The sequence below is a fragment of the Yinghuangia sp. ASG 101 genome (assembly GCF_021165735.1).
GTDB lineage: Bacteria > Actinomycetota > Actinomycetes > Streptomycetales > Streptomycetaceae > Yinghuangia.
Genome location: NZ_CP088911.1, coordinates 8,223,359 through 8,247,544 on the forward strand (window position 1 = coordinate 8,223,359; position 24,186 = coordinate 8,247,544).

General features: G+C 72.0%; 17 protein-coding genes. 10 read left to right on the plus strand and 7 right to left on the minus strand.

Annotated features, from left to right (window positions below; genetic code table 11):
* Positions 1-77: 77 nt before the first annotated feature.
* The 5 genes from LO772_RS35245 to LO772_RS35265 form a co-directional block, all read right to left on the minus strand.
* The gene (locus LO772_RS35245) at positions 78-956 is read right to left on the minus strand and encodes an IclR family transcriptional regulator (protein ID WP_231776109.1); all 879 of its coding nucleotides are present in this window, start codon (positions 954-956) and stop codon (positions 78-80) included.
* Between the two features lie 265 nt (positions 957-1,221).
* Entirely contained in the window at positions 1,222-2,070 is an 849-nt protein-coding gene (locus tag LO772_RS35250) for a DUF1963 domain-containing protein (protein WP_231776110.1), read from the minus strand.
* Between the two features lie 513 nt (positions 2,071-2,583).
* Complete coding sequence (locus tag LO772_RS35255) at positions 2,584-3,612, minus strand: cupin domain-containing protein (RefSeq protein WP_231776111.1); 1,029 nt, start codon at positions 3,610-3,612, stop codon at positions 2,584-2,586.
* Positions 3,613-4,062: 450 nt separating this feature from the next.
* A complete protein-coding gene (locus tag LO772_RS35260; RefSeq protein WP_231776112.1) occupies positions 4,063-6,060 on the minus strand; it encodes a Tat pathway signal sequence domain protein in 1,998 nt (665 codons plus the stop codon).
* Between the two features lie 106 nt (positions 6,061-6,166).
* The gene (locus tag LO772_RS35265) at positions 6,167-7,831 is read right to left on the minus strand and encodes an MFS transporter (RefSeq protein ID WP_231776113.1); all 1,665 of its coding nucleotides are present in this window, start codon (positions 7,829-7,831) and stop codon (positions 6,167-6,169) included.
* Between the two features lie 118 nt (positions 7,832-7,949).
* Between LO772_RS35265 and LO772_RS35270 the strand changes: the two genes are divergently transcribed.
* Both LO772_RS35270 and LO772_RS35275 read left to right on the plus strand, forming a co-directional pair.
* A complete protein-coding gene (locus tag LO772_RS35270) occupies positions 7,950-8,390 on the plus strand; it encodes a MarR family winged helix-turn-helix transcriptional regulator (protein ID WP_231776114.1) in 441 nt (146 codons plus the stop codon).
* A gap of 575 nt (positions 8,391-8,965) precedes the next feature.
* Positions 8,966-10,057, plus strand: coding sequence for an NADAR family protein (locus LO772_RS35275; RefSeq protein WP_231776115.1), 1,092 nt, complete (start codon positions 8,966-8,968; stop codon positions 10,055-10,057).
* Between the two features lie 120 nt (positions 10,058-10,177).
* On the opposite strand, the gene LO772_RS35280 is transcribed toward LO772_RS35275, so the two are convergent.
* Positions 10,178-11,254: a leucine-rich repeat domain-containing protein gene (locus LO772_RS35280; protein WP_231776116.1), complete on the minus strand. Its 1,077-nt coding sequence runs from the start codon at positions 11,252-11,254 to the stop codon at positions 10,178-10,180.
* Between the two features lie 274 nt (positions 11,255-11,528).
* Between LO772_RS35280 and LO772_RS35285 the strand changes: the two genes are divergently transcribed.
* Positions 11,529-12,491 carry a DUF1152 domain-containing protein gene (locus LO772_RS35285; RefSeq protein ID WP_231776117.1) on the plus strand — a complete coding sequence of 321 codons (963 nt, stop codon included), beginning with the start codon at positions 11,529-11,531 and terminating at the stop codon, positions 12,489-12,491.
* Positions 12,492-12,625: 134 nt separating this feature from the next.
* Here LO772_RS35285 and LO772_RS35290 read toward each other — a convergent pair whose 3' ends face one another.
* Entirely contained in the window at positions 12,626-13,936 is a 1,311-nt protein-coding gene (locus LO772_RS35290) for a hypothetical protein (RefSeq protein WP_231776118.1), read from the minus strand.
* 804 nt (positions 13,937-14,740) lie between these two features.
* Here LO772_RS35290 and LO772_RS35295 point away from each other — a divergent pair.
* The 7 genes from LO772_RS35295 to LO772_RS35325 all read left to right on the plus strand — a co-directional run bounded on the left by LO772_RS35295 (position 14,741) and on the right by LO772_RS35325 (position 24,185).
* Positions 14,741-15,889, plus strand: a complete 1,149-nt coding sequence (locus LO772_RS35295) for a DNA gyrase subunit B (RefSeq protein ID WP_231776119.1) — start codon at positions 14,741-14,743, stop codon at positions 15,887-15,889.
* Between the two features lie 359 nt (positions 15,890-16,248).
* Entirely contained in the window at positions 16,249-17,151 is a 903-nt protein-coding gene (locus tag LO772_RS35300) for a LysR family transcriptional regulator (protein ID WP_231776120.1), read from the plus strand.
* A gap of 579 nt (positions 17,152-17,730) precedes the next feature.
* Positions 17,731-18,915, plus strand: a complete 1,185-nt coding sequence (locus LO772_RS35305) for an SfnB family sulfur acquisition oxidoreductase (protein ID WP_231776121.1) — start codon at positions 17,731-17,733, stop codon at positions 18,913-18,915.
* A gap of 214 nt (positions 18,916-19,129) precedes the next feature.
* On the plus strand, positions 19,130-20,305 hold the full coding sequence (locus LO772_RS35310) for an LLM class flavin-dependent oxidoreductase (protein WP_231776122.1): 1,176 nt from the start codon (positions 19,130-19,132) through the stop codon (positions 20,303-20,305).
* 333 nt (positions 20,306-20,638) lie between these two features.
* Positions 20,639-22,267 carry an ABC transporter substrate-binding protein gene (locus LO772_RS35315; RefSeq protein ID WP_231776123.1) on the plus strand — a complete coding sequence of 543 codons (1,629 nt, stop codon included), beginning with the start codon at positions 20,639-20,641 and terminating at the stop codon, positions 22,265-22,267.
* Positions 22,267-23,343: an ABC transporter permease gene (locus tag LO772_RS35320; RefSeq protein WP_231776124.1), complete on the plus strand. Its 1,077-nt coding sequence runs from the start codon at positions 22,267-22,269 to the stop codon at positions 23,341-23,343. The genes LO772_RS35315 and LO772_RS35320 overlap by 1 nt, the downstream gene beginning before the upstream one ends.
* Positions 23,337-24,185 (plus strand): ABC transporter permease, encoded by an 849-nt coding sequence (locus LO772_RS35325; protein ID WP_231776125.1) that lies wholly within the window; start codon positions 23,337-23,339, stop codon positions 24,183-24,185. The genes LO772_RS35320 and LO772_RS35325 overlap by 7 nt, the downstream gene beginning before the upstream one ends.
* Position 24,186 lies beyond the last annotated feature (1 nt).

Below are 24,186 nucleotides of genomic sequence, written 5' to 3' on the forward strand. Positions count from 1 at the left end.
CGGCACCCGCCGTCGGACGCGGACGTCGCGGGCGGGCTGTTCCGGGCGTCGTGAACGATCGGGGGGAGGTCGCGCGGTCAGGCCGAGCGCTCGCGCCCGCTCCCGGCGCGCGGCGCGCCCAGGACCGTGCTCAGCCGCCGGGTCGCGGCACACAACGACGTTGCGGCGATGGGGACTTGCTCGTGGTCGTTCATCCCGACGAACGTGCCCATCAAGGCCACCACCTCGCCGTGCGTCCCGAAGACGGGGGCGGAGATGTGCGTGACGCGCATGCTCTGCCGCTGGACCGGATCCACCGTCACGTACTCGTCGTGGGCCAGCGTGCGCAGCACCTCCGCGCGCCGCGCCTCGGAGAGCCGGTCGACCGTCGAGCCGAGGGCCCGGCGGGTGGCGGGGTCGAGCGTGACGCTGTACCCGAGTTCGCGTACCAGCGCGGCGGCCTCACGAAGCCGGGCCTCGGTCGCGTCGTCCAGGTGCGGACTGCGCGCGACCCACCGGTCGATCTCGCCGTCGTCCCACGCCGCGAACGCCAGCCCGTACGGCGGAGCCAGCGGATACGACTGGCCCACGGTCACCGCGACCGAGAACGGATCACTCGAACCCGCCCGCGCGACGACGATCATCTGCCCGCCGATGGGCACGCACGCCATGACCTCGTGCCCCAGCGCGAGATACAGCTCGTTGACCGTGTCCCGCAGCAACTCGACCACCCCGAGGCCGCGTTGCGCCGCCGCTCCGACCGGAATCAGCCCGGCGCCCAGCGTGTAGCCGCCCTGCTCGCCGCGCCGCACCCAGTCCGCGGACTCCAGCGCCAGCAGCACCGCCTGGCACGTCGCACGGCTCTGCCCCAGCCGCCGGGCGAGGTCCGCCACCGCGAACGTCTCGGCGGGATGCTCCGCGAGGAAGCCGACGATCTCGACCGCCCGCTGCGCCGACGGCGCCGGTTGCAGGGCCACTAGGCCACCGGCCGCACGGCGCGTGAGGCGGTCGCGGACGACGGCCGTTCGGGAGCCGCGTGGGTGAGGGAGGCGGGGCGCGGGTGACGGACCGTCGGATCCGGCCGGGCGGCAACGGCCGTGCCCCCCGGCCCGCCGTACCCGCGACCGGCCGCGACGCGCGAGGCGCTGCCCATCGGTGTTGTGCTCCCTCCGACCCCGGTCCACCACTGCCCGGCGTCACCGCCGACGATCCTAACCGGGCGGCTTCCCCGCCCGGTCGCCGTCAGCGGTGCACCACCGTCCAGACCCGCTCGAAATTGTGCTTGGCCAGGTCGTCGGCGCGGACGCAGAAGTAGAGCGCGTCGCCGCCCTCGCGGTTCCAGCCGTTGTCGGGGCCCAGCTGGAGGAGCAGGCGCCAGTCGGAGGCCAGGGTCGCCTCGTCGAGCGTGTCCCAGTCGTGTTCCGACAGGTTGACGTTCGGCGCGTACTGCTGCCGGTCCTCCACCATGAAGGCCATCTCACGCTGGCACTGCGTGGTCGTGGAGCCCCGGAGCAGATGCGGCCACCCCAGGAGCTGGTGGAACGCCGGGCCGTCCCCCAACGCGTCGTTCACGGCGGCCAGTTCCGAGGTCAGGCCGAGGTTCTGGAAGACGATGTCGTCCTCGGCGGCCCGGGGAAGGGTCGTCGCGGGCTCCCACCGCATGCCGTACGCCGGCAGGACGGGCCAACCGTCCTCCGGGAACGGCATGGGCTCCACCTCGCCCTGATCCCAGCGCACCTGCCACTTCGCCGGGTCCGAGGCCATGAACGTCCACGGCGGCTCGTTGATGTCGCAGAAGAAGGACAGCAGGCCGTGGTCGGGCAGCGGCCCGTCGGGCATCAGCCGGGCGACCTCGGCGAGATCGATCTGCGCGAGCAGATCCAGCGGCCCGTCCTCGGCCACCGGCCAGGTCGCCCCCGGCGCGGCGAGCGGTCGGCCGCCGAGCCGCGAGACCGGCGCGCCGGCGTCGACGCTTTCGCCCCGCGCGATCCGAAGTGCCGGGCGCCGCAAGCCGAGCAGCGCGTCGCGCCGTTCGTGCGCCACCACATCGGAAACAACCTCACGCACCCGCGCGTCTGTGCCAATCGCCATCCGGACACCTTAATGCCCCCTGCCACCCCACCCGCGCCCCGGTGTTCCCGCAGGTCACGGCGGCGCTCGGGCGGGGATCGCGGACGGCCGCTACGCCGGGTGCCCCGGCCCGGGGACCCCCTCCCGGCGCCGCCCGGCGGCCCGACCTCCACCCCGGCCCGCCGCCACACGCGGGACGCCACCCCGTGCCGCGCCCGGTCCGACGAGGACCCCGACGGGTCGCCACCGTGCGCACGCTGGGCGGGGATCACCGCGGCCGGGCGCCGAACGCCGACACGCACTCGCACGCCGCCGCCGCACATGACAAGCCCCCGAAAACCCAACCGCCCCAGTCGGCAAGGCCCCCACGGCCACCCCGTCGCGCTGAGCGCCCCCGGCGCATCCCGCTCCGTCTTGCGCGGATCGGGGACGTGTAGGCCCCGCAAGGCGAGGGCTACCTCGCGCCTTCGCGCTCTCGCGCCTTCGCGCTCTCGCGCCTTCGCGCTCTCGCGCCTTCGCGCTCTCGCGCCGGTCTCAGCGGCGGTCGGTGAACCTGATGTCGAGGCTGCGCAAGTACGTTTGCAGGCCCGCGTCCTGAACGGGGATCAGGTGGGCGGGTGCGCCCGATTCGTTGTGGTGGGCGTGCCACATGCCCGGCGGTGTGACGAACGCGCCGCCCGGTTCCCAGTCGACGCGGACCGGGTCGACGATGTCACCGCGCTCGTCGAGGCGTTCGCCGAGCAGGGAATAGCAGCCTGGTTCGCAGTCCAGGATCAGATCGAGCGCGACCGACTGATGCCGGTGCGGGCGCTGGATCTGGCCCACGGGCAGCAAGCCGAACATCGCCCACAGCACGTGCGTGACGGTGAGCGTGCGGTCCTGGTCGGCGTTGTTGAGCAGGACGCTGACGCGGTTCCTGGCATTGGCGCCGGGCGCGTTCGCGATGGCGTCGAGTTCGGCCACGGCCCGCTCGCGCGAGAACTTGGTCGGGCGGAAGCGCGGCCCGGTCGGGGCGACGCCCAGATGGCGCAGCAGGGGCTCGTCGTGCACCCAGTACATGAGCGTGTCGGCGTCCGCGTGGTGCACCACCTCGCCCATGGCCGGCAGCACCAGGAAATCGCCCTTCTCCCACCGCGAGATCCGGCCCCCGGCGACCGTCGTACCGCGCCCGTACATCACATAGAACAGCTGGGACGTCGCGGTCACATCGAGCGCGATCCGGTCGCCCGCGTCCACGCGGACGAAGTTGGCCAGCAGCGCCGGGCTGGTCGCCGGGCCGTCGGTGATGTGGAGCCGCTCCGCGAGGTCGAGCGGGACGACGCGCGTGGGGCCGCCGGCGTGCAGCGCGGCCGGAAACGTCACCGCCGGGATCGCGGACACCTGCCCGGACCCGATCGGGTTCGCGGCCTTCGTGTACTCCCAGTAGCGCGCGTCGGCGGACCAGTCGTCGGCGAGCGCGTCGAGCCGTCCTTCGAATCCGTACGCGCCGACATCCACGACCGGCGGCGCGGGCACCGTCGGATCGAACAGCTCGGCGGCCGACGCGAGAGGTGTGCGGTTCATCTGCGGCTCCGAGAGTGAGGAGACGGGAGAGCGGGGCGGAACCTCCATGATGCATCGTGGTGATCCGGCAGGGGCGCGTGACCGCGTGACTGTGTGACCGCGTGGCTGTGTGACCGTCGGCTTGTCCGCCCGCCGAAGGGAACCTCCCGTCATGCGCGTGCTGTTCGCCCCTGATGCGTTCAAGGGCACCGTCGACGCCGCCCCGGCGGCCGAGGCGTCGGTCGCGGGGTGGTCGGAGGTTCGCCCCCCGGAGACGACAGGGGCGTCCCACCACCCGGCGTCGCCGCGTACGAAGACCAGTCCGTTCTCGCCGGGTCGTCCGAGCGGGCCCGGGTGGACGCGGCGCGCTGGTTGCGCCGGGCCGGAGCCGCCTTGGCCGGGCGGGCGGCGCTTGCCACCGAGCGAGCCTCCACCGCCCGGTACGGCCGATCCCGTGGATGCCTCCCGTCCTCAGCCGACGACCACGCGCACGCGGGCGAGGTTGTCCACGCGCGCGTACGGGGTGGCCGGGTCGCCGTCGGGTTGGCTGGTCGCGCGGACGGTGACGAAGTGGGCGCCGGGTTCGGTGAACACGTGGTCGCGCTCGACGGTCACCGCGGGGGCAGGATCGGGCGAGGTGGCCTCGAACGCGCCGGTGCCGTCGAAGTCCCAGTCGACGGCGACGACGACGCCCGCGTCGGGAGGCGTCTCGACGACGGCGCGCAACCGCACGCTCCGGCCCGCGGGCACCTCGGCGAGGTCGCCCCCGTCGGCGGTCAGGGTGACGACGGGTTGGACGCCGCGTCGGTCGGCGGCGCGGTCGGGCAGGTGCACCTGGCCGTCGGAGACGGTGTAGCGGGTGCCGTCGGCGGGCGCGCGGCCGGTCTCGACCCAGGCGCTCAGCCGGCGCAAGGCCTGGTGCAGTACGCCGAGGTAGCTGACCGTGCGGGTGGGGTGTTCCTGCTGTTCGTCGTCGCCGTGCAGGGCGTGGTCGACGTACCAGAGCCGGAAGTGCTCGTCGGTGCGGTCGCCGAGGTGGGCGCGGACCCGGCCGCGGTACCAGTCGGCCTGCCAGGGGAAGGCCTCGCGGTCCAGGAGGCACGACACCACGATCATCTTGCCGGAGAACCGCCCGGTCGGCAGATGCCCCGAGGCGGCCTCGGTGAACAACGGGCCGACGAGGAAAGGCCGTTGCGGGGAGGACGGTGTCCCGTCCGCGTTGCGGAACTGGTCCCACACGGGGTAGCCGTCGTCGGGGACCTGGTGCCGGTGATACGTCTGCGCGGCGAGGAACGCGCTGTTGTCGATCTCGACGGTGTCCCCGGGCCGGAGTCCGGCCAGCGCGCCGTCGCGGTCGGGGGTGTCGAGGACGGCCGCGTCGCCGTGAAACGCCATGACGGTGACACGGGCGCCGGCGGCCTCGCCGCTGAGCACCCTGAGGTCCGCGCCCTGGATCGGCGCGTCGGCGGGCAGCCCCGGTACGCCCACGGCGACCGCGGCGCCCTTGTCTCCGTCGGGTCCCTTGAACGCGTGGTCGACGCCGCCTCGGGGCGTCCCGGCCGCGTGGTGCTCCGGGACGCCGAGGGCGCCGGCCTGGTCGCGGTCGAGGGGGCCGGTGGTCGCGCAGCGGTGGCGTACGCGGTCGCGGTGCACCGACGAGGCGGGGTCGGCGCCCTCGTGGCCGGGAACCGTCCAGAACTCCTCGAAGTAGCCCGGGTCGACCATCGCGACGTGCGGGTAGAGCGCGCCGAAGGCGTGGAAGCCCATGGTCGCGTGACCGAACCAACTGCGCGTAGGGAAGCCCATTTTCGTGACCTCGGCCAGGGCCTGGCGCTCCTCGTCGCCGAGGCCGGCGTCGAGCGGGCGGCGGGATCCGGCGTCGGCGGCGTCGGCGATGCGGCCCAGTGAGCCGCGCAGCACCCTCTGGGCGTGCATGCGGACACTGAACACGTTCGGGATCGCCATCGGACTGCCGATGACGTACGGGACGAATCCGTCCCACACGCCCTCGGTGTTCTCAGCGCCGCCGATCGTCCGATAGCCGCCGCCGCTGCCGCCGTACGCGTACCCGTAGGTGCGGTGGTCGCCGTACATGTCGCGGGCGACGGTACGCGAATGCCGTGCGACGGCGGCGTTGGCCAGATACGCGGTGACCGTGGGATCGCCCCCGCCCGGCGTCGCGGCGCTGCCACCCCCGTTGGTCTCGACGAAATAGGCGCCGCTGGACACCGCGAACCCGATCTTGTCCTCGCGCCCGGTCGCGCTCTGCGCCAGGTGTTCGCTGTCGGGAACGGGCGTGATGTGCTGGAAGAACCGCCCCTGGTACTGCTCCGGCGGCGGGAAGTACAGCGAGAACCGCGTACCGGTGCCCGTGAACCCACCGTGGACGTAGCGATGGCGGACGGGGGCGTCACGCCACTCGTCGACGTCGAGGTAGGGCTCGTCGAAGCCGGGCGTCGATGGGTCCACGGTGCCTCCTCGGCGTGAATATTGAGTGCCACACAGTAAAACTTGAGTGAGTGCCGTGTCCATGGGGCGAGAGCCGGTCGGGCGGCATTCCAAAACACTGGTTTGCTCAAGATTGATCACGGGCTGTTCCCGATCCCGGGCTCGTCTCCGTGCGCGCGCTCGCGCCGGCACTCGCACTCGCCTCTACGTCCGAACCCGCCTCGGTGCCCGCGCCCGCGGTGTCGCCGCCCGTGCGCGGCGCCGATGCGGTGGCCGGGGGCTGCGACCGCTCGCCCGGCAGCCCCACCTTCAGGACCAGCGCCCCGAGCAGGGTGACGGCCATCGCCCCGACGGCGGTCACGTGCATGGCGTGCAGGAACGCGTGGTCGGCGGCGTGCGCGATGTCGGGGCGGTCGGCCGCGGCGGCGGCGTGGCGGGCGAATTCCGCCGAGACGCGGGCGTCGGTGCGCAGCGGTTCCGGGACGTCGGTCAGGTCGGGGGTGATCCTGTCGCGGTAGACGACGGACAGGACGGTGCCTCCGATGGCGATGCCGAGGAGGCTGCCGCCCTGGCGGACGGTGCCGTTGACCGCCGACCCCGCCCCCGCGTTCTCCGCGGTGAGACCGCTCATCACGGCCGCGGTCACCGGCGCGATGGTCATGCCGATGGCCAGTCCCTGGACCAGGGCGCTGGCCGCGAACCACGCGATGGGCGTGTGCTCGTCGAACAACGCGAACGCGCCCGTGCACAGCGCGGTGACCGCGAGCGCGGCCGAGCAGACGACACGAACGGAGAAGCGGCGTACGAGTTTCAGAGCCGGTGGTGCGCCCAGGGCGACGCCCGCCGCCGCGGGGAGGCCGACGATTCCGGCTTCCAGCGCCGAGAAGCCGCGCACGCCTTGCAGGTAGAAGACCGTGGTGAACGATGCCGCGCCGAGGGTCAGGAAGACCAGCCCCAGCGCCGCGTGTCCGGCGGAGAACGTCCGGTCGCGGAAGAGCCGGGGGTCGAAACTCGGCTGAGGGAGCCGCAGTTCGACGCGGACGAACACCACTCCGAGCAACAGGCCCGCCACGACCGGGAGATACACGTCGGGGCGGTCCCATGCGGTGACTTGGCCGGCGCGGATCAGCCCGTACGCGAGCAACCCGAGGGCGGCGACGGACAAGAGCGGTCCCGCGAGGTCGAACGTCCGCCGTGCGCTGCCGCGTTCATTCGGGATGACCAGCAGCGCGGCGACCGTGGTCGTGATGGTGATCGGCACGTTGACCAGGAACACCGAGCCCCACCAGAACTTTTCGAGCAGCAGGCCGGCGAGGACCGGGCCGGCGGCGAGGCCGACGCCCGCGGTCATCGAGAACATGCCGAACGCCCGAGCGCGGGCCTCGCCGGTGAACGTCATGGTGAGCAGCGCCATGGTCGCGGGGACGGCGAGCGCGCTCCCGAGGCCCATCACCCCGCGTGCCGCGACGAGTTGCACGGCGTCGGCCGGGTACGCGGCCCATAGTGACCCGGCGCCGAAGACGACCATGCCGGCGACGAGCATGTTGCGGTGCCCGATCCGGTCGCCCAGCGCGCCCGCGACGAACATCAGTGTGGCGAAGACGAGTGTGTAGGAGCCCGCGGACCACTGGAGTTCGTCCGGTGACGCGCCGAGTCCGCGCTCCGGATCGGCGAGCGTTTCGAACGCGGCGCCGAGGACCGTGGTGTCGATCCAGATGAGAAGTTGGGTGAGGGCCAGCACGCCGAGGATCAGCCGATTGCGGCTCCCGGGCGGCGTCGGGGTAGGGGGCATCCGGGTACTCCGTCGTATGATTGACAGGTTCCTGACGAGCGGAACCGCGAGTAGTCTCGCGAAAATGTCAGGAACCTGTCAATCGGCGGAGTGTGGCGGTACGCGAAGGAGCATCGGTTTGGACGGCGACGGCACGCTCAGCTTCCTGGTGCGGCGCACCTGGCTCGCCATGCGCGCGGCCATCGGCGCGGAACTGCGCGCGTACGACCTCACCACACCGCAGTACGCGACCCTCGGCATCGTCGCGAAATACCCCGGCTGTTCGAACTCGGATGTCGCCCGCAGGGTCGGCAGCACCCGCCAAGCCGCCAACGAAATGCTCGCCGCCCTCGAACGCGACGGCCTCATCGAACGTTCACCTCACCCGTCGGACCGCCGCAGCAAACGCATCCACCTCACAGCACTGGGCGAGCAGCGCCGCGTGGAGGCCGCGAAGGCCGTCAGCTGCCGCGAGGCCGAGTTGGAGGCCGCGTTCTCCGACCACGAACGCGCGGCGGTCCGAGCGTGGCTCGACGGCGTGGTCCGCGCCTGCGGCGAGACCCCCGAGGACGTGTGCTGACGCCACGTCACACCACGTCGCGGAACGCCCCGTCACCGCGAAGGCCACCCGGTCGGCGACGAGTTCGCGGCATCCCGCTCTGACGAGTGGGCGAGCCGTCGGTCATCGGGGGAGACGCGGGGCCGGTGGTCGTCGACGGCGGGGGAGCCGCGCACGGTGCCTTCCCCCGCCCAAGACCCGGCGGACTCCCGCTGATTCGGCCACTGCCGTGCGGCATGGCGCCCTACGATGGGCGGGGAGGAAAACCTCGGCGCGCGCGTGGGGTGGGTCGTCGGGTTGTTCCCTGCGACGGGGATTCGGTCGGGGGGACCGCCGGTGATCGCGCACGTCGTCGTCGGGCATGTGGCGCGCCACGTGGCCCGCAGCCAAGTGAAGCACTGGTTGTCGACCGCCACGCTCGCGTTGTGCGCGTGGGTGGCTGGAACCGGCCGTTGCGCGCCGCGACGCTGGGCACATGAACGCTCCTACGTCCCTTCCCACCCTGCGCTTCGTGGCCTTCCTGGAATCGACCCCCGACGCCGCACGCCGAGCGCGTCACCAGGCGCTGCACGAACTCCCAGGCGCTGCACGAACTCGTGGACTGGGGTTGGCCGGTCGACTCCGAACTCGTCCAAGCCGCCGCGCTGATCATCGCCGAACTGGACGGCCTGATCGTGTGCGGGGACCGGTATGACCTCACGGGGCTGGCGAAGGCGTTGGCGTCCGGGCGTATCGCGGCAACGGACCCCGGCGCGCCGGAGCTACCCGAAGAACCGTCGAGGTGGCGGTCGCGGCGCAGTGAGCCGTTGACGGCCGAGGGGCTCCTGGCCGACGTCGCGGACCACATCGACGCCCTGAACGGACGTTCCACTGCGGCACAGCGATGCTGGGACGCGATCCGTGCCTACCAGGAGACGCCGACCACGCCGCTGCGGGAAGCGCTGCGGGTCGCCTACCGGGAAGTGCCGCCGCACCAACGCATCTTCATGCTGGGTGACATGGACAACCAGGACCGCCCGCTGCGGATCCTGGCCACCGATATCGGCGAGGCCGTGGACGGGGACGGCCCGGTGGCCACGGCAGAACTGCACCAGTGGGCGCTCGACTACTTCGACCGCGTATCCGACGGGGTCGCCCGCGAGGCCGAGCAGCGCGCCGTGCGCCATGCCGACGACCCCGAGGAAGTGGGCCGTGCGGTGGTCACGTCACACGAAATGGGCCGACCGGCCTCGTGGCCGAACGTGCCGGGCCTGCCTGTGCTGCGGAACGACTACCAGGTCCCGGTGACGTACGGCGGTGAGACGTATCCGTCGGTTCTCCACGGCTACTGGGCCTTGTCCGCCGCCGACGCCGCCGACCACGACCTGATCCGCGACGCGGCCACGGCCGACGCAGCACACGACCTCGGAGGCCGGGCCGCCCGCCGCGCGGACTGGGCGACCCTGCGGCTGTCCGTCATGGCCGGCCTCTTGCGCGCGAAGTTCACCTCGTACCCGGAACTCGCCGAAGTCCTGCTCTCCACCGGTGACGCGAGGATCAGCTACACCGGGTTCTCCGAGGCCCCGTTCTGGAGGGATTCCTGCAACCGGCAAGGACGCAACTGGATGGGCCGGCTTTTGGAGCTGATCCGTTCGGAACTCTCCGCAGACCGACCCCTCCGTGAGCCGATGCCCGCTGCTCACGGCTGACAGCAGCCGCAGGCGCACTCCCCAGGTGGAGGCGGTCTGTGGTGTCGTCGGGTGGGCGATGTCCTGCACGCGAACAGCCCGACCAGCGCGGAAAACCGGCGAGTGTTTCCGGTCGCCGTGCTAGACACCGAAGTGGACGTGGCGGCCGTACTCGTCGGGTACGTAGTGCAGTTCGGGGTCTTGTTCCGAGTGGTAGGGCGTTGCGGGGGCGGAGATGTCGACGTGGGTGTGTGGGTAGCCGCTCTGGAGGAGACGGCGTCGGTGGTCGCTCAGGAAATGGTGGTGAATGGTGAGGCGTTCGAGTCGGGGGAAGGGGTGGCCGTCGAGGAGGGCGTCCGCCCCGGCGTCGCTCAACGTGCCGAGGGACAGGTCGAGTTCGCGCAGATGAGGGGCGATCGACCCGGCCGCGACGGTGGCGGCGAGCAGGTCGGCTTGTTCGGCGTTGCGCAGCGCGAGACGACGCAGCCGCGACGGGTGGGGCGGGTTGAGTATGCCGGACAAGTCGTCGGGCCCGACATCGCCGCCGGAGTGGCGGGTCCCGAGCCACAGTTCCAGGTCGGTGAGTGCCGGAAGGTCGCTGTCGGCCAGAGCCCGCGGCAGATCGGCGGGCATCCCGGTGGTCTCCAGCACGAGACGGCGCAGGGCCGGGTGGTGACCGGCCCGGAGGATGAACCGCTCGTCGTCCTCGGGCCGTTGGTCGCGACCGAAGCGGTACCGGAGTTCCTCCAGGCGCGGGAAGGCCCCCAGGAGCGCGGTGAGATCGGTGGGTGGGATCGACGACATGTCCGCGGTGTCGATGTTGATGTCGTTGACGGCGAGGTGGCGCAGCGCGGGGAGCCGGTCGGCGTGCGCGCACAGGGTGTCGACCACGCGGGTTTCGGAGGTGTAGCGCAGGTAGTCGTGGTGCCAGTGCCCGATGACCAGGGATCGTACGGCGGTGGTGTCGATGCGGGTGAAGAAGGCGTCGGTGAGTTCACCGAACCGGATGTCGGCGTCGAAGGGCGTCTCCAATCGCCACGCCACCGTGCCGGACTCCGGTGCACCGGCCGCGACTTCGTCCCACATGGTGGCCCACCGGGCGGCGCCGGTCGCGGCCTCGTCGACCCGGTGCCGAGCCAGGCCCCAGCCGTGCAACTCCTCGAACGCGTGCACGGGGAGGCCGCCCAGGGCGGTCAATCGGTAATAGTCGGGCACCATGGTGGTTCCTGTCGTCGACGCGTACGTGTGCGGCCGAGATCCTGCCACGCGCCAACGACACAGATAGTCAATCGCGCGAGTCTCCTGACCCGCGCCGCCCCCCACAACACAAGTCAACAGGGCGCGATGACACCACTGATCGCGCGCCCTGGCACCACCACGCTTGGCATTCGGCAGGCGTCCAAGGGTCGGCGTGAGCCGGATGGCCACGGCGGGGACTCGGCCAGGCAAGCCGAACGACAAGCGCGAGCCGCGCTCTTGGTACCGTCCCGAAGTGCCGTTCTCCCTCACCGAACCTCCGCTGTTCACCCGCCTCAACACCTGCGAGCGGATCCTCATCGCCGGGGCGGGTGGTGGCTTCGACGTATACGCGGGGCTGCCCCTGGCATTGGCCCTGTGGCAATCGGGCAAGCACGTACACCTGGCCAACCTGTCGTTCGTGGACGTCGACCGTCTCGCGCGAGGTGACCTACTGCGGCCCGGTCTCGCCGCCGTCGGGCCGGGCAGTGGCGGGCCCGCCGCGTACTTCCCCGAGCGCTCGCTGTCGCGTTGGCTGGCCGAGACGGGGTTGCCCGACACGGTGTTCGCCTTCCAGAGAACGGGGGTTCGGCCTTTGCGCGCGGCATACCAGGCGCTCGTGCGCAAGCTGGACCTCGACGCCCTTGTGCTGGTGGACGGCGGTACGGACATCTTGATGCGCGGCGACGAGGCCGGCCTCGGCACCCCGGAGGAGGACATGACCAGTCTCGCCGCCGCCGACCGGATCAAGGTGCCGACGCGCCTTGTGGTCGCTCTCGGGTTCGGTGTCGACGCGTACCACGGTGTGTGCCACAGTCACGTGCTGGAGAACCTGGCGGCGCTGGACCGCGACGGTGCCTATCTGGGGGCCTTCTCGATACCGCGTGAGTCGCGGGAAGGACGCCTGTACGTCGACGCCGTCGACCACGCCGTCGCGGAGACACCGTCACGTCCCAGCATCGTGCAGGGGTCGGTCGCGGCCGCGGTGAGGGGCGGGTTCGGCGATGTCCCGCTCGGTGAACGGACCGCCGGCACCGAGTTGTTCATCAATCCGCTGATGGCGATGTATTTCGCGGTCGAGCTGGAGGCGCTTGCCCGGCGCAACATCTACCTGACGCGCCTTCGACAGACGAACACCATGAGAGAGGTGTCCGCCGTCATCCGGGAGTTCCGGGAGGGACTGGAGTCGACCCGTCCGCGGCGAACGTTTCCGCACTGACCGAAGCTCGACGTGGGCCCAGGGCGGGTGCATCGAGGCCGAACCGAACGGCGCCTGGAATCGTCGGAGTTCGGCGGTGGGCCAGGCGCCGTCGCCCGTCTTCGCGGAAGGCGCCTTATGTGTCGCGTTGGCCGTCAGGGGCTGTGCCAGCGGTTTCGGCCGTCGGAGGCAGGGCCGCAGACCATGGGCTTTCCGGTGCTGCTGACGCCCGTTGCCCCGGCCGGGGCGCAGAACGCGCCGGGGTGGACCGAGCCGACACTGCCGCCGCCCGTTGACCCGTTGCCTCCGCCCGTGGTGCCGGTACCGCCCGTCGTAGACGTGTTTCCCGTGCTTCCGCCGGTCGCGGACGTACTGCCACCGGTCGATGTGCCGGTGCCCCCGGTCGCGGCACTGCCCCCGGTGCCGGCACCGCCGGTCGACGAGCTGCCGCCGGTCGCGGTGCTGCCGCCCGTGGTCGAGGACGTTCCGCCGGTGCCCCCGCCGGTGGTCGAACCGCCGCCGCCGGTGGTGGTGTTCGTGTCCTTGCCTGTGTCCTTGCCCTTGTCCTTGGGGTACGAAGGATCATTGGCCGGGATCTTGTACGTGGTGTCCTTCGCCGCCGGACAACTCCGCACGAGGTCGACGCCCGTCCACCGGCCCAAGTCGAGGTGGATGCCGGCGGCGGGCAAGACCTTTTCGCCCGCGGACGGTTGCTGGAAGCACACCCGCCACTCGTCACCGCTCCGCGCGACCTCGGCGGCGCTCGGTGCGGCGACGTCGAGGTAGACGTCGTCGACGGTGACGCGGGCCGGATCGATGCCGGCCTGCTTGATGGTCTCGACCGCGGCGTTGTAGGTGGAGCCGACGACGGCCGGCATCAGCGGCCAGAGCGGGCCGCCGTCCTGTTTCGTACAGGGTTCGCCCTTGCGGACGGCCGCGAACTCGACGGTCCGCGCGGTGTCGTCCGCGCGCTGGAAGCAGACCGTCCACTCGGCGGTCACCGGGATTTGCCGGTGCTCGTCCGAGGCGTCGTGGTGACCGGCGGCATAGCCGGACGAACTCGCCTGCTGCTCCGCGGCGTCCAGCGGTTGGCCGACGAAGTCGCCGATCGGGACAGGGGGTGTGGCGGACGGGAAGACGATCGGCGAGGCCGGAGGAGTCGTGCCGGGGGTGTGGCTGCTCTCCGCGGACGCCGTCGCCGTCTTGTCTTTGTCCTTCTCGTCGAGCTGGCCCGTCGCCCCCGCACCGATCGACAGGAGCACGAACGCTCCGAGCGTGGCACCGATCCTGGCGGCGATGTGCCAGGGCGCGAGCATCCACACCGCGACGATCGCCGCGATCATGGCGAGCAAGCCGAGGCCGATGTGCATGGCGGAAAGTAAGGCGACCAGCGCGAGGGCGCCGAGAATGGCCGGCGTCCTCGCCCACCACGGGCGGAACGGGACGGGGCCTCGGTAACGATTCACGGGGTGATCGGTTCCTTGTCGTGTCGGATCAGGGCATGACGGGAGGGCTCGCCCGGGGAAGGCGAGACGGCGCTCCGAGGGGTGTCAGGCGCGTGGCTGCCCGGTGGGGGTGCGGCGGACGCCGACGCGCTTGACGCATCCGTCGCCGATTCCGCGTGTGTGCATCGTCTCCGTGGTCTGCGTGGGCCTCACGTGCGCGGACCGAGGATTGGCGTGGCCTGGTGTGGGCCCGGCGTCACGGGTCCGGGCAGCCGGCCCGTGGATGTTCCGTGCGGCCGTCGAGGCCGGCGGGCATGCCGACGGCGTCCTCGGGCACCCCCACCCGTTTGCCGCGAAGCGCGGTGACCGGCGGACCGGCCGTGTACGTGAAGCTCATGAGATCCGTCGGTTCCCCCCCTGGACCGGCAAGTCCGAAGTTCCGCCCCGCACAACGAAGAAGGCGTCCGAAGACACCTCGCGACGCCCCACCCGGCGTACCCCCCCCGGCGGCACTGTACGGGAACCTCGACGACAAGAACGGCGGAACGAGGTGAATACTCCTGAGACCGTCACCGAGTCTTCGGGACTGCCGGTGGCCTGGAACCGGTGAATCGGACACCCACAGTCGCCCGTGCGGGGGGTCGTACGCCGCAACGGGCGTTCCGTGAAGACGTTTTGGGGGTGGCGGGCAGAGGACGGGGACGACTGCCCGCGACCAGGCGCTCAGGCACATCTGTGCGGGACCGGCGCCCGCACACTGACCTGGTGCTTTCCCGAAAAACGCCTAGGCTGTGCGCGTCGGTCCGCCACACCGTCGGGAGCAGCGTGAACGAGGAACCCGCACCGTACGACGCCAAGCACATCCAGGTCATGGACCCACGCGAAGCCATACGCAAGCGGCCTGGGATGTATGTCGGTTCGACGTCCGAACGCGGCGTGCGGGAGATGGTGTTCGGGGTCGTGGGGCGGGCCGTGAACGAGGTCTCGGGCGTTCCGGGACAGCTCGGCCGCGTCGACGTCACCCTCGTTCCCGAGGGCGGCGTACGTGTCGCGGACAACAGCCCGGGAGTCGGTGTTCCGGATCTCGCTGCGCTGCTGACCCAAACGCACAGCGGAGCCGGGCCCGGTGGTCGCCACGAGGTGGTGGTCGGGTTCTGGGGCATGGGGATGTTCGTCCCCAATGCCCTGTCGTCGCGCATGACCGCCGAGGTACGCCGCGACGGGGTCCGATGGACACAGGAGTTCGCACGCGGCGTCGCGGCCACACCACTCGCCGCCATGGGCCCGTCGACCGACACCGGGACGACTCTGACCCTCTGGCCGGACGACGAGATCTTCGGCTCCGCGACGCACTCGTTCGAGGCACTGGAGCAGCGCCTCAGGGAAATCGCTTTCCTCAACCGGGGCTTGGAGATCACGCTCGCCGACCGACGGCAAGCGAAGGGTGAGTTCCGGACGGCCCGATACCGATTCCCCGATGGGGTACGGGACTTCGTCGCCTGGCTCAGCACGTTCGAAGCAGCGAACGGGCACGCGGACGTCATCGGCTTCGCGGAGGAAGACCTTCGCAGGGAAGGCCTACTGGACGTGGCCATGCTGTGGCGCGACGCGGGCCCGGAGCACGTCCTGTCCTTCGCCAACTGCCGCCCCACCCCGGGCGGCGGCGCACACGTGCAGGGCCTCCGCGACGGACTCGTCACCGCGTTCGAAGCGCACGCCCGGACACACGGGTTGCCGGTGCCGGCCGATGGCCTGTCTGCCGACCGTGTCAGCGTGGGCCTGACAGCAGTTGTGTCGGTCAGACTCGACACCCCCGAATTCCTGGGCGCCACCAACGACACCTTGGGCGGCACCCTCGTACGCACCTGTGTCGCCGACTCCATCCGCAAACACCTCGGCACATGGCTCGACGACCACCCGGAGCGAGCCGCGGAGATCATCAACCGAGCCGCGCGACGGGCCCACCACGCCTGACGGCCCACCACGCCTGACGGGTGGCCGGACGACCTGCCGCGTCACGCGACTTGGACGCGACCGACACGGGCCCGGCCACCGGGTGCGTCGAACGTCGCGACGGGGATCCCCGCTCGGCACGGTTCCCGTAAGCCGGACACATGGGATCGCGGGCGCGCCGGGCCAGTTGTTGCACGATGGTCTGGCGCCACGGACCCGGAGGCGATGGCGCCCGTGGGGTGCCGGGGAGACCGACCGGCCGATGCCGGGTTCGCGGCGACACGGCTCGGATACCGGTCCGCGATCCCCACCGCCCCGGTTGCCTCGGGTGTCGGAGGACGTAGGGTGCGCCGTGGTTGGTGTCGTGGGAGGGGACAGATGTGCGGATCGAGCAGTTGGAGTACATCGAGGCGGTCACGCGGCTGGGGTCGTTGCGGCGGGCGGCTGCCGAGTTGCATCTGTCGCAGCCGGCGCTCAGCGAGACCGTGCGCAATCTGGAGCGCGAGCTGGGGGTGGCGATTCTCGATCGACGGCGGTCCGGGGCGCGGATCAGCGACGAGGGGCGCGAGCTGCTGCCGCACATCGTGGGCGTGCTGGACGCGGTGGACCGGCTGCGGCGAGCGGCGGACGAGCAGCACCGGACCAGTCGCATGGTCCGCCTCGGCACGGTGAACGCGGCGACCGTGCCGTTGCTGGTCCCGGCCGTCCGGGACTTCCGCGCCGCGCATCCCACCACCCAGGTCGAAGTGGTCGCCGCGCAGCAGGCCGACATCCAACAGGCGCTGCTGGAAGGCGGGTTCGACCTCGGTCTGGTGAATCACCTGGGGGGTGACGACACGTCGCCCGAGTTGCAGTCCACCGAGTTGCTGCGCGGGCGGCCGGTGGTGTGCCTGCGTCCGGACAGCCCCCTCGCGGCACTGCCCACGGTGACCGTCGCGGACCTGCTCACGGAGCCGTTGATCGTGATGCGCTCGGGCTATGTGATGCACCGGTACGCACACCGGCTCCTCGCCGGGCGCGCTCCGTCGTTCTCGTATTCCACCGACGGCGCGGAAATGGGCAAGCTTATGGTGGCGGAGGGGCTGGGCGTCACGTTGCTGCCCGACTTCAGTGTCATCGGTGATCCGCTGGAGCGCTGCGGCGCGATTACGTTCCGGCCGGTCGAGGACGAGCACACGGAGGTCGTTTTGATGGTGCAGTCCAGTAAAGCGAAAGCCGTTTCCGGGGCCGCGGGTGACCTGCGTCGCATTCTTGTCGAGCACGCCGAGCGCCACGCGCGCTGAATCCGGGGCGCGGGGGAAGGGTGCAAGGATTTCCCTATCGCACTTTCGCAATTGCCTATTTGACACCCCCGGACACCGGCCGCGATAGTTTCTCGCATGTCCACACGAGCTGACCGGAGCCGACGGTACGCCGACCGCTCTCGCGCCAGGAGCGGCGCCGCCGCCCGCCGATGTCGCGTCCGTTCCCGCTGAGCCCGGGATCGCGGGGCGAGATCGGCTGCCCCTATCACGTGCGGACCTGCGCGGCCCCGGGGGAAACCCACGGATAAAGCATGGGGGAGAGCGCGAGAAGACGGGGGATGACGCGACGTATCCCCGCGCGATCCCGTGATTCCCACGATTATCCGGACGCCTCGCCGACTCGTGTCACATTCTTTTCACGACTTGTTCACAAATATTTTTCATCGCCTTTTGTGTGCGCCGTATGATGTCGCTTTTCCCCGCTCGGATTGCCCTTTCCACGGACAACGCGACGCCGGGATGCCGTCGTCGCGCACCCGTCCCCGGAGACCGCCATGCCCGCCGCAGTCCCCAACCACACGACCTCCCGGCCCGGGGGTCCCGACCGTGCCCGCCGGCATGCCCGCCGGTGACGCCGCGGCGCTGGCCGCCGTCGCCGAGTTGGCCGACGCGTTCGCGGTCCACGCCGCCGACCGCGATCGCGAACGCCGCCTGCCCGGGCCCGAGATCGACCGCCTCTCGGACGCCGGCTTCTTCGGGCTGACGGTCCCGTCCGCCCTCGGGGGGCCGGACGTCCGCGTGTCGACGCTGACGGAGGCCTTCCGGCTGCTCGCCCGCGCCGACCCGAACATCGGGCAGATCCCCCACAGCCACTTCGTGTTCCTGGAGGCACTGCGCCTCCAAGGCACGCAGCGGCAGCGCGCGTACTTCTTCGCCGAGGCCCTGGCCGGACGCCGCATCGCCAACGCCCAGTCCGAGCGCACCAGCCGCACCATCACCGAGGACACGACGACGCTGACCCGGAAGGATGACGGCACCGCCGTCCTGGACGGGCGCAAGTTCTACGCGACGGGTTCGCTCTTCGCCCACTGGCTGGCGGTGCGGGCCACCGTGCCCGGCAGTGCCACCCCGACGCCGCGCAAAGCCGTCGCGTTCGTCCGCGCGGACGCCCCCGGCGTCACGATCATCGACGACTGGGACGGCATCGGCCAACGCACCACCGGCAGCGGCACCGTCGTCCTGGACGGGGTCGCGGTCGCCGCCGACCACGTGGTGCCCTACACCGAGATCTTCGAACAGCCCACGGCCTACGGGTCGTTCGCCCAGGTGCTGCATGCCGCACTGGACGCGGGGATCGCCCGGGCGGCGCTGGAGGAGGCGGTGCGCCAGGCGCGCGAGGCCCGGCCCTGGTTCGAGAGCGGGGCCGACCGCGCGGTGGACGACCTGCTGCTCGCGCAGCAGGCCGGAGAAGCCGAGGTCACCGTACGCGCCGCCGAGGCCCTGTTGCGCGAGGCCGCGGCGGAGGTCGACCGCGCACGCGACGAGCCGACCGCGGCGAGCACCGAACGCGCGTCCGTCGCGACGGCGGTCGCCAAGGTCGCGTGTGCCCGCGCCGCGGTCGACGCGGCGACCGTGCTGTTCGAACTCGGCGGCACCCGCTGCGCGGTCGCACCGCCCAACCTCAGCCGCTTCTGGCGCGACGCCCGCACCCACACCCTGCACGATCCGACCCGGTGGAAAATCCAGCACATCGGACGGTGGCTGCTCGACGACGTACCACCGCCGCGCCACGGCCTGCTGTGACCGGCTGCGCCCCTCGGCCGCCACACACCGCGAGTGCGCCCGGCACCCCGCCAACACGCACCCGAGCACCGAGCCCGAGCACCCAGCACTCAGCACCGAGCCCGCTGAGCCCGTTGAGCCCGCTGAGCCCTGAGCACCCCGCCCAGGCAACCCCCACCGCGCCCCACGCCCCCACCCGCCGTCCCCACCCCCTCACCCACGGGAAGACCGCCCCATGACCCTCGCGTTCCACTGGTTCCTGCCCACCTACGGCGATTCCCGGTTCATCGTCGGCGGCGGCCACGGCCTGCCCGCCGGAGTGGCAGCGGGAGACCGGCGCGCCACGATCGGCTACCTGTCCTCGATCGCCCGCGCCGCCGAGGAACTCGGCTTCACCGGGGCGCTCACGCCCACCGGCGCGTGGTGCGAGGACGCGTGGCTCACCACGGCGATGCTCGCCCGCGAGTCCGAACGGCTCGCGTTCCTCGTCGCGTTCCGTCCCGGCCTGATCAGTCCGACCCTCGCCGCGCAGATGGCCGCGACGTTCAGCGCACACGCCCCCGGGCGGCTGCTGCTCAACGTCGTCACGGGCGGCGAGGCACACGAACAGCGCGCGTACGGCGACTTCCTCGACAAGCGCGAGCGCTACGCGCGATGCGACGAATTCCTCGACGTCGTCAGGGCGTTGTGGCGCGGCGAGACCGTCACCCACCGCGGCGACCACGTCTCCGTCGAGCAGGCCGCGCTGCCCGCGCTGCCCGACCCGGTGCCGCCCCTGTACTTCGGCGGGTCGTCGTCGTACGCCGGTCCGGTCGCCGCCCGCCACGCCGACGTCTATCTCACGTGGGGCGAACCCCCGGCGGCCGTCGCCGAGAAGATCGCGTGGATCCGGCGCCTCGCCGCCGAGCAGGGCCGCGACCTCCGCTTCGGCATCCGCCTCCACGTGATCACGCGCGACACCGCCGAGGAAGCGTGGCGCAAGGCCGGCGAACTCCTCGCCGCACTCGGCGAGGACACCGTCGAACGCGCGCAACACGGCCTGGACCGCAGCGAGTCCACCGGACAGGCCAACATGCGCGCCCTGCACGCCGAGCAACGCGACCGCGGCGATTGGCGCGACGCCCGGGCCCTCGAAGTCTCCCCGAACCTGTGGGCCGGCGTCGGGCTCGTCCGCGGCGGCGCCGGCACGGCACTCGTCGGCGGCCACCGCGAGGTCGCCGACCGCATCGCCGAGTACGCGGCCCTCGGCATCGACGAGTTCGTCCTGTCCGGTTACCCGCACCTGGAGGAGCTGTACTGGTTCGGCGAGGGCGTCCTGCCCGAACTCGCCCGCCGGGGCCTGTTCCACGCCCCGGGCACGCCGGGCTCCGCCCCCGCACACACGCCGTTCCTGCCCTCAGCCGCCCACTGAATCCGCGCCACGAGAACCGGAGCACCGCCCATGCGCCCCATCCACCGCGTACCCCTCGTCGTACGCCGCCACGTCGACCTCAAGCGCACATGCAGCGCCGCATGTCGCTGACCACCGGCCGGGGGCGCGACGCCCGCGCGACCCGCGCCGGAACCGACGCGCCCGCCCGCACGCCGCGCGCAACCGCCGTACGGCCCCAGGACCGTGCGCGCCCGACCCCTGCCCACCGACTCCGCACCCGGTCCGCGCCGACCGGCCCCGCCTCCACCGGCGGGTGCCGCCGGCGCGCCCGCCTCCGGCCCGATCGCGGGCCTCCGTACAGAAAGAACGAACGTGCGCAAGCTCACCTCCACCGCCGCGGCCCTGACCGCCGCGGGTGCCCTGCTGCTCACCGCCTGCGGCGGGTCGGGCGACGACGACGCGTCGGCCACCCCGCGCCCCGGCGGCACCCTCGTCTACGCGACCGGCGACGACGAGCCCACCTGCCTCGACCCGCAGCAGCGCGGCAACGTGCCGCAGGCGCTGCTCGCGACGCAGTACCTCCAGACGCTGTTCTTCCAGGACGACAAAGGCGAGATCCTGCCGTGGCTCGCGACCTCCTGGACGGAGGCCCCGGACCACCTCAGCTGGACCGTCGAACTGCGCGACGACGTCCGCTTCAGCGACGGCACCCCCTTCGACGCCGCCGCCGTCAAGACCAACATCGAACGCGTGCTCGACCCCGAAACCGGCTCCACCACGGGCCGGTTGGCGCTCTCCAAGGTCGCCGCCGTGCAGGTGCCCGCGCCGCACACCGCCCGCATCGAACTCAAGGAGCCCGACAGCGCGTTGCTGGAGTCGCTGTCGATGGTGTGGCTGCCCATGCAGTCGCCCGCCGCGTTGGCCCGAGGGCTCACCGCGAACTGCGAATCCCCGGTCGGCACCGGCCCGTTCACGGTCGAGAGCTGGCACCGGCAGGACTCCGTCACCCTCGTGCGCAACGCGAACTTCACGACGCCGCCGCCCGGTTCGGCACACACCGGCCCGGCCTACCTCGACCGCATCACGTGGCGGTTCGTCCCGGACGGCACCTCGCGCTTCGCCGCCCTGCAGAGCGGACAGGCCGACGTCGTCGACGTGTTGGAGCCGCAGCACGCGGTCGCCGCGAAGGGCAACCCGAACCTCGCGGTGACCATCGCCGCCCGCCCCGGCAAGCCCGTGCAACTCGAACTCAACACCACCCGGGCGCCGTTCGACGACGCGTCGGTCCGCGAGGCGTTCTGGGCGTCCGTCGACATCGACGCCGCCCTCGCCAGCGTCTACCTCGGCACGACCGAACGCGCGACCTCCCCGCTGAGCAGTTCCACGCGGTACGCCGCCGACACCATCCGGGACACGTACGACCCGGCCAAGGCCGCGGCCCTCCTGGACGCGGCGGGCTGGACCGGCCGCGACGGCGACGGCATCCGCACCAAGGACGGCCGCCGCCTCACGGTCTCCCTGCCCTACACGACGGCGATCCCGCTGCAACCCGGCGTCTACGAGCAGATCCAGGCGACCGCCAAGAAGTCCGGCTTCGACGTGGAGCTGCGTCCGCTCGACACCGCGAAGTGGTGGATCGCCAACAACGAGTGGGACTACGACGCCCTGCCCATGTACTACACGAAGAACTCGCCGGACGTCCTGCGCATCACGTACCACAGCGCCGCCAACGCCGACGCGACGCCGAACTCGTACCACGCCAACAACGTGCACCTCGCCGACCCCGAGGTCGACCGCCTGCTCACCGAGGCCGGGCAGACCACCGACGAGGCCGTCCGCGCCGACCTCTACCGCCGCGTGCAGCAGACCCTCGCCGACGGCCACTACATCCTCCCCGTGCACGACCAGCAGACCCGCATCGGCGCCCAGAAGAAGGTCAAGGGCATACGCCTGCTGCCGTCGCTCGCGCTGCCGTCCTTCTACGACACGTGGATCGGCTGATGGCCGCGACCAGACCCCCGACACCGCGCACCGAGGCCAAGGAGGCGGGGGCCACCGCGGCGGCGACCGCCACCCCTGGTCCCGCCGCCCCCGACTCCGCCGCCCCCGACCCCGCCCGCCGCCCGCGCGTCCGGCGCCTCGCCCGCCGCGTCGCCACCCGCCTCGCCGGCGCGCTCTTCGTCCTGTGGGCCGTCGTCACCCTCACGTTCCTCGGCATGCACCTGGTGCCCGGAGACCCCGCCGAGGCCGTCCTCGGCGGGGCCGGATCCCACGCCGGCGAAGCCCAGTTGGCCGAGGTCCGCGAGCAATACGGCTTCGACCGGCCGCTGTTGGCGCAGTACGCCGACGAACTCGGCCACCTCGTCCGCGGCGACCTCGGCACCTCGTGGACCCTGCGCACCGACGTCACCGGAGTCCTCGGCGAAGCACTCGGCAGCACCCTCGTCCTCGCCGTGTGCTCCCTCGCGGTCGCGTGGGTCATCGCCGTCGCGGTCGCCCTGTGGTCCACACGCGGCGGGCGCATCTCCACCGCGCTGGGCACCGCCCTGGAGATCACCGCCGCGGCCGTCCCGCACTTCTGGCTCGGCAGCGTCCTCGTGCTCGTCCTCGGCGTACAACTCCAGTGGCTGCCACCCCTGAGCACCCCCGGCATCGAGGGCCTGATCATGCCGGTGCTGACCCTCGCCCTGCCGCTCGCCGGCTTCCTCGGCCAGGTCATGCGCGAGGCGTTCCTCGACGCCCTCGACGCGCCCTTCTCACTGTCGGCCCGCGCCCGCGGGGAGAGCGAGACGGGCCTACGGCTCATCCACGCCCTGCGGCACGCCGCGCTGCCCGCGATCAGCCTGTCCGGCTGGGCGTTCGGCTCGCTCATCAGCGGCGCGGTCGTCGTCGAGACCGTCTTCTCGCGGACCGGGCTGGGCCGCACGCTGCTCTCCGCGGTCCTCGCCTCCGACACACCGCTGGTGATCGGCGTCGTCCTCGTCGTCGCCGCCGTCTACCTCGCGGTCACCGCCCTCACCGAAATCGCCGACCGGATAGCCGATCCGCGCCTGCGCCAGGCGGTGACACCGTGGTGACCGCGTCCGCCGCCCCCGTCGCGGCACCCGCCCGCCGCCCGTCCCTGCCGCGCCCGGGGGAGGCCCTGGCCCTGGCCGTCCTCGCGCTGCTCCTCGTCGCGGCACTCGCGCCCGGCCTGCTGACCACCCACGACCCGTACGGCATCCAACCCGCCGAGGCGTTCCAAGGGCCGTCCGGCGCCCACTGGTTCGGCACCGACGAGAACGGCCGCGACCTGTTCAGCCGCGTCATCCAGGGCACCCGGTCGTCGTTCCTCATCGGGGTGTTCGCCACCGCGCTCGGCCTCGGTGTCGCCGTCGTCCTCGGCACCGCCGCCGGCCTCGGCAACCGGGCCGTCGACTTCGTCGTGAGCCGGATCCTGGAGGTGGGCTTCGCGATCCCCGGCATCATGCTCGCGCTGCTCCTCGCGGCCGTCCTCGGCGGTGGCGTCGTCGCGTCCGGCCTCGCCGTCGGCCTCGCCACCGCACCCGGCTACGCCCGCGTCATCCGCAGCCAGGTACGCGCCGTGCGCGGCGCCGGCTACGTCGAGGCCGCGACCGTTCTCGGCCGCGGCCGATGGACCCTGCTGCGCCGCCACATCATGCCCAACACGCTCGCCCCGCTGTACGTGCTCGGCACGCTCGGCATCGGCCAGGCCGTCGTGTGGGCCACCTCGCTCAGCTTCCTCGGCATCGGCGTCGTCCCGCCGAACCCGGAATGGGGAGCCCTGCTCTCCGCCGGCCGCCCCTACATCCAGAACGCCTGGTGGCTGACCGTCTTCCCCGGAGTCTTCATCGTGCTCGGCGCCGCCTGCGTCACCGTGCTCGGCCGCAGCCTCCAACGCCGCACCAGGGAGCGCTGAC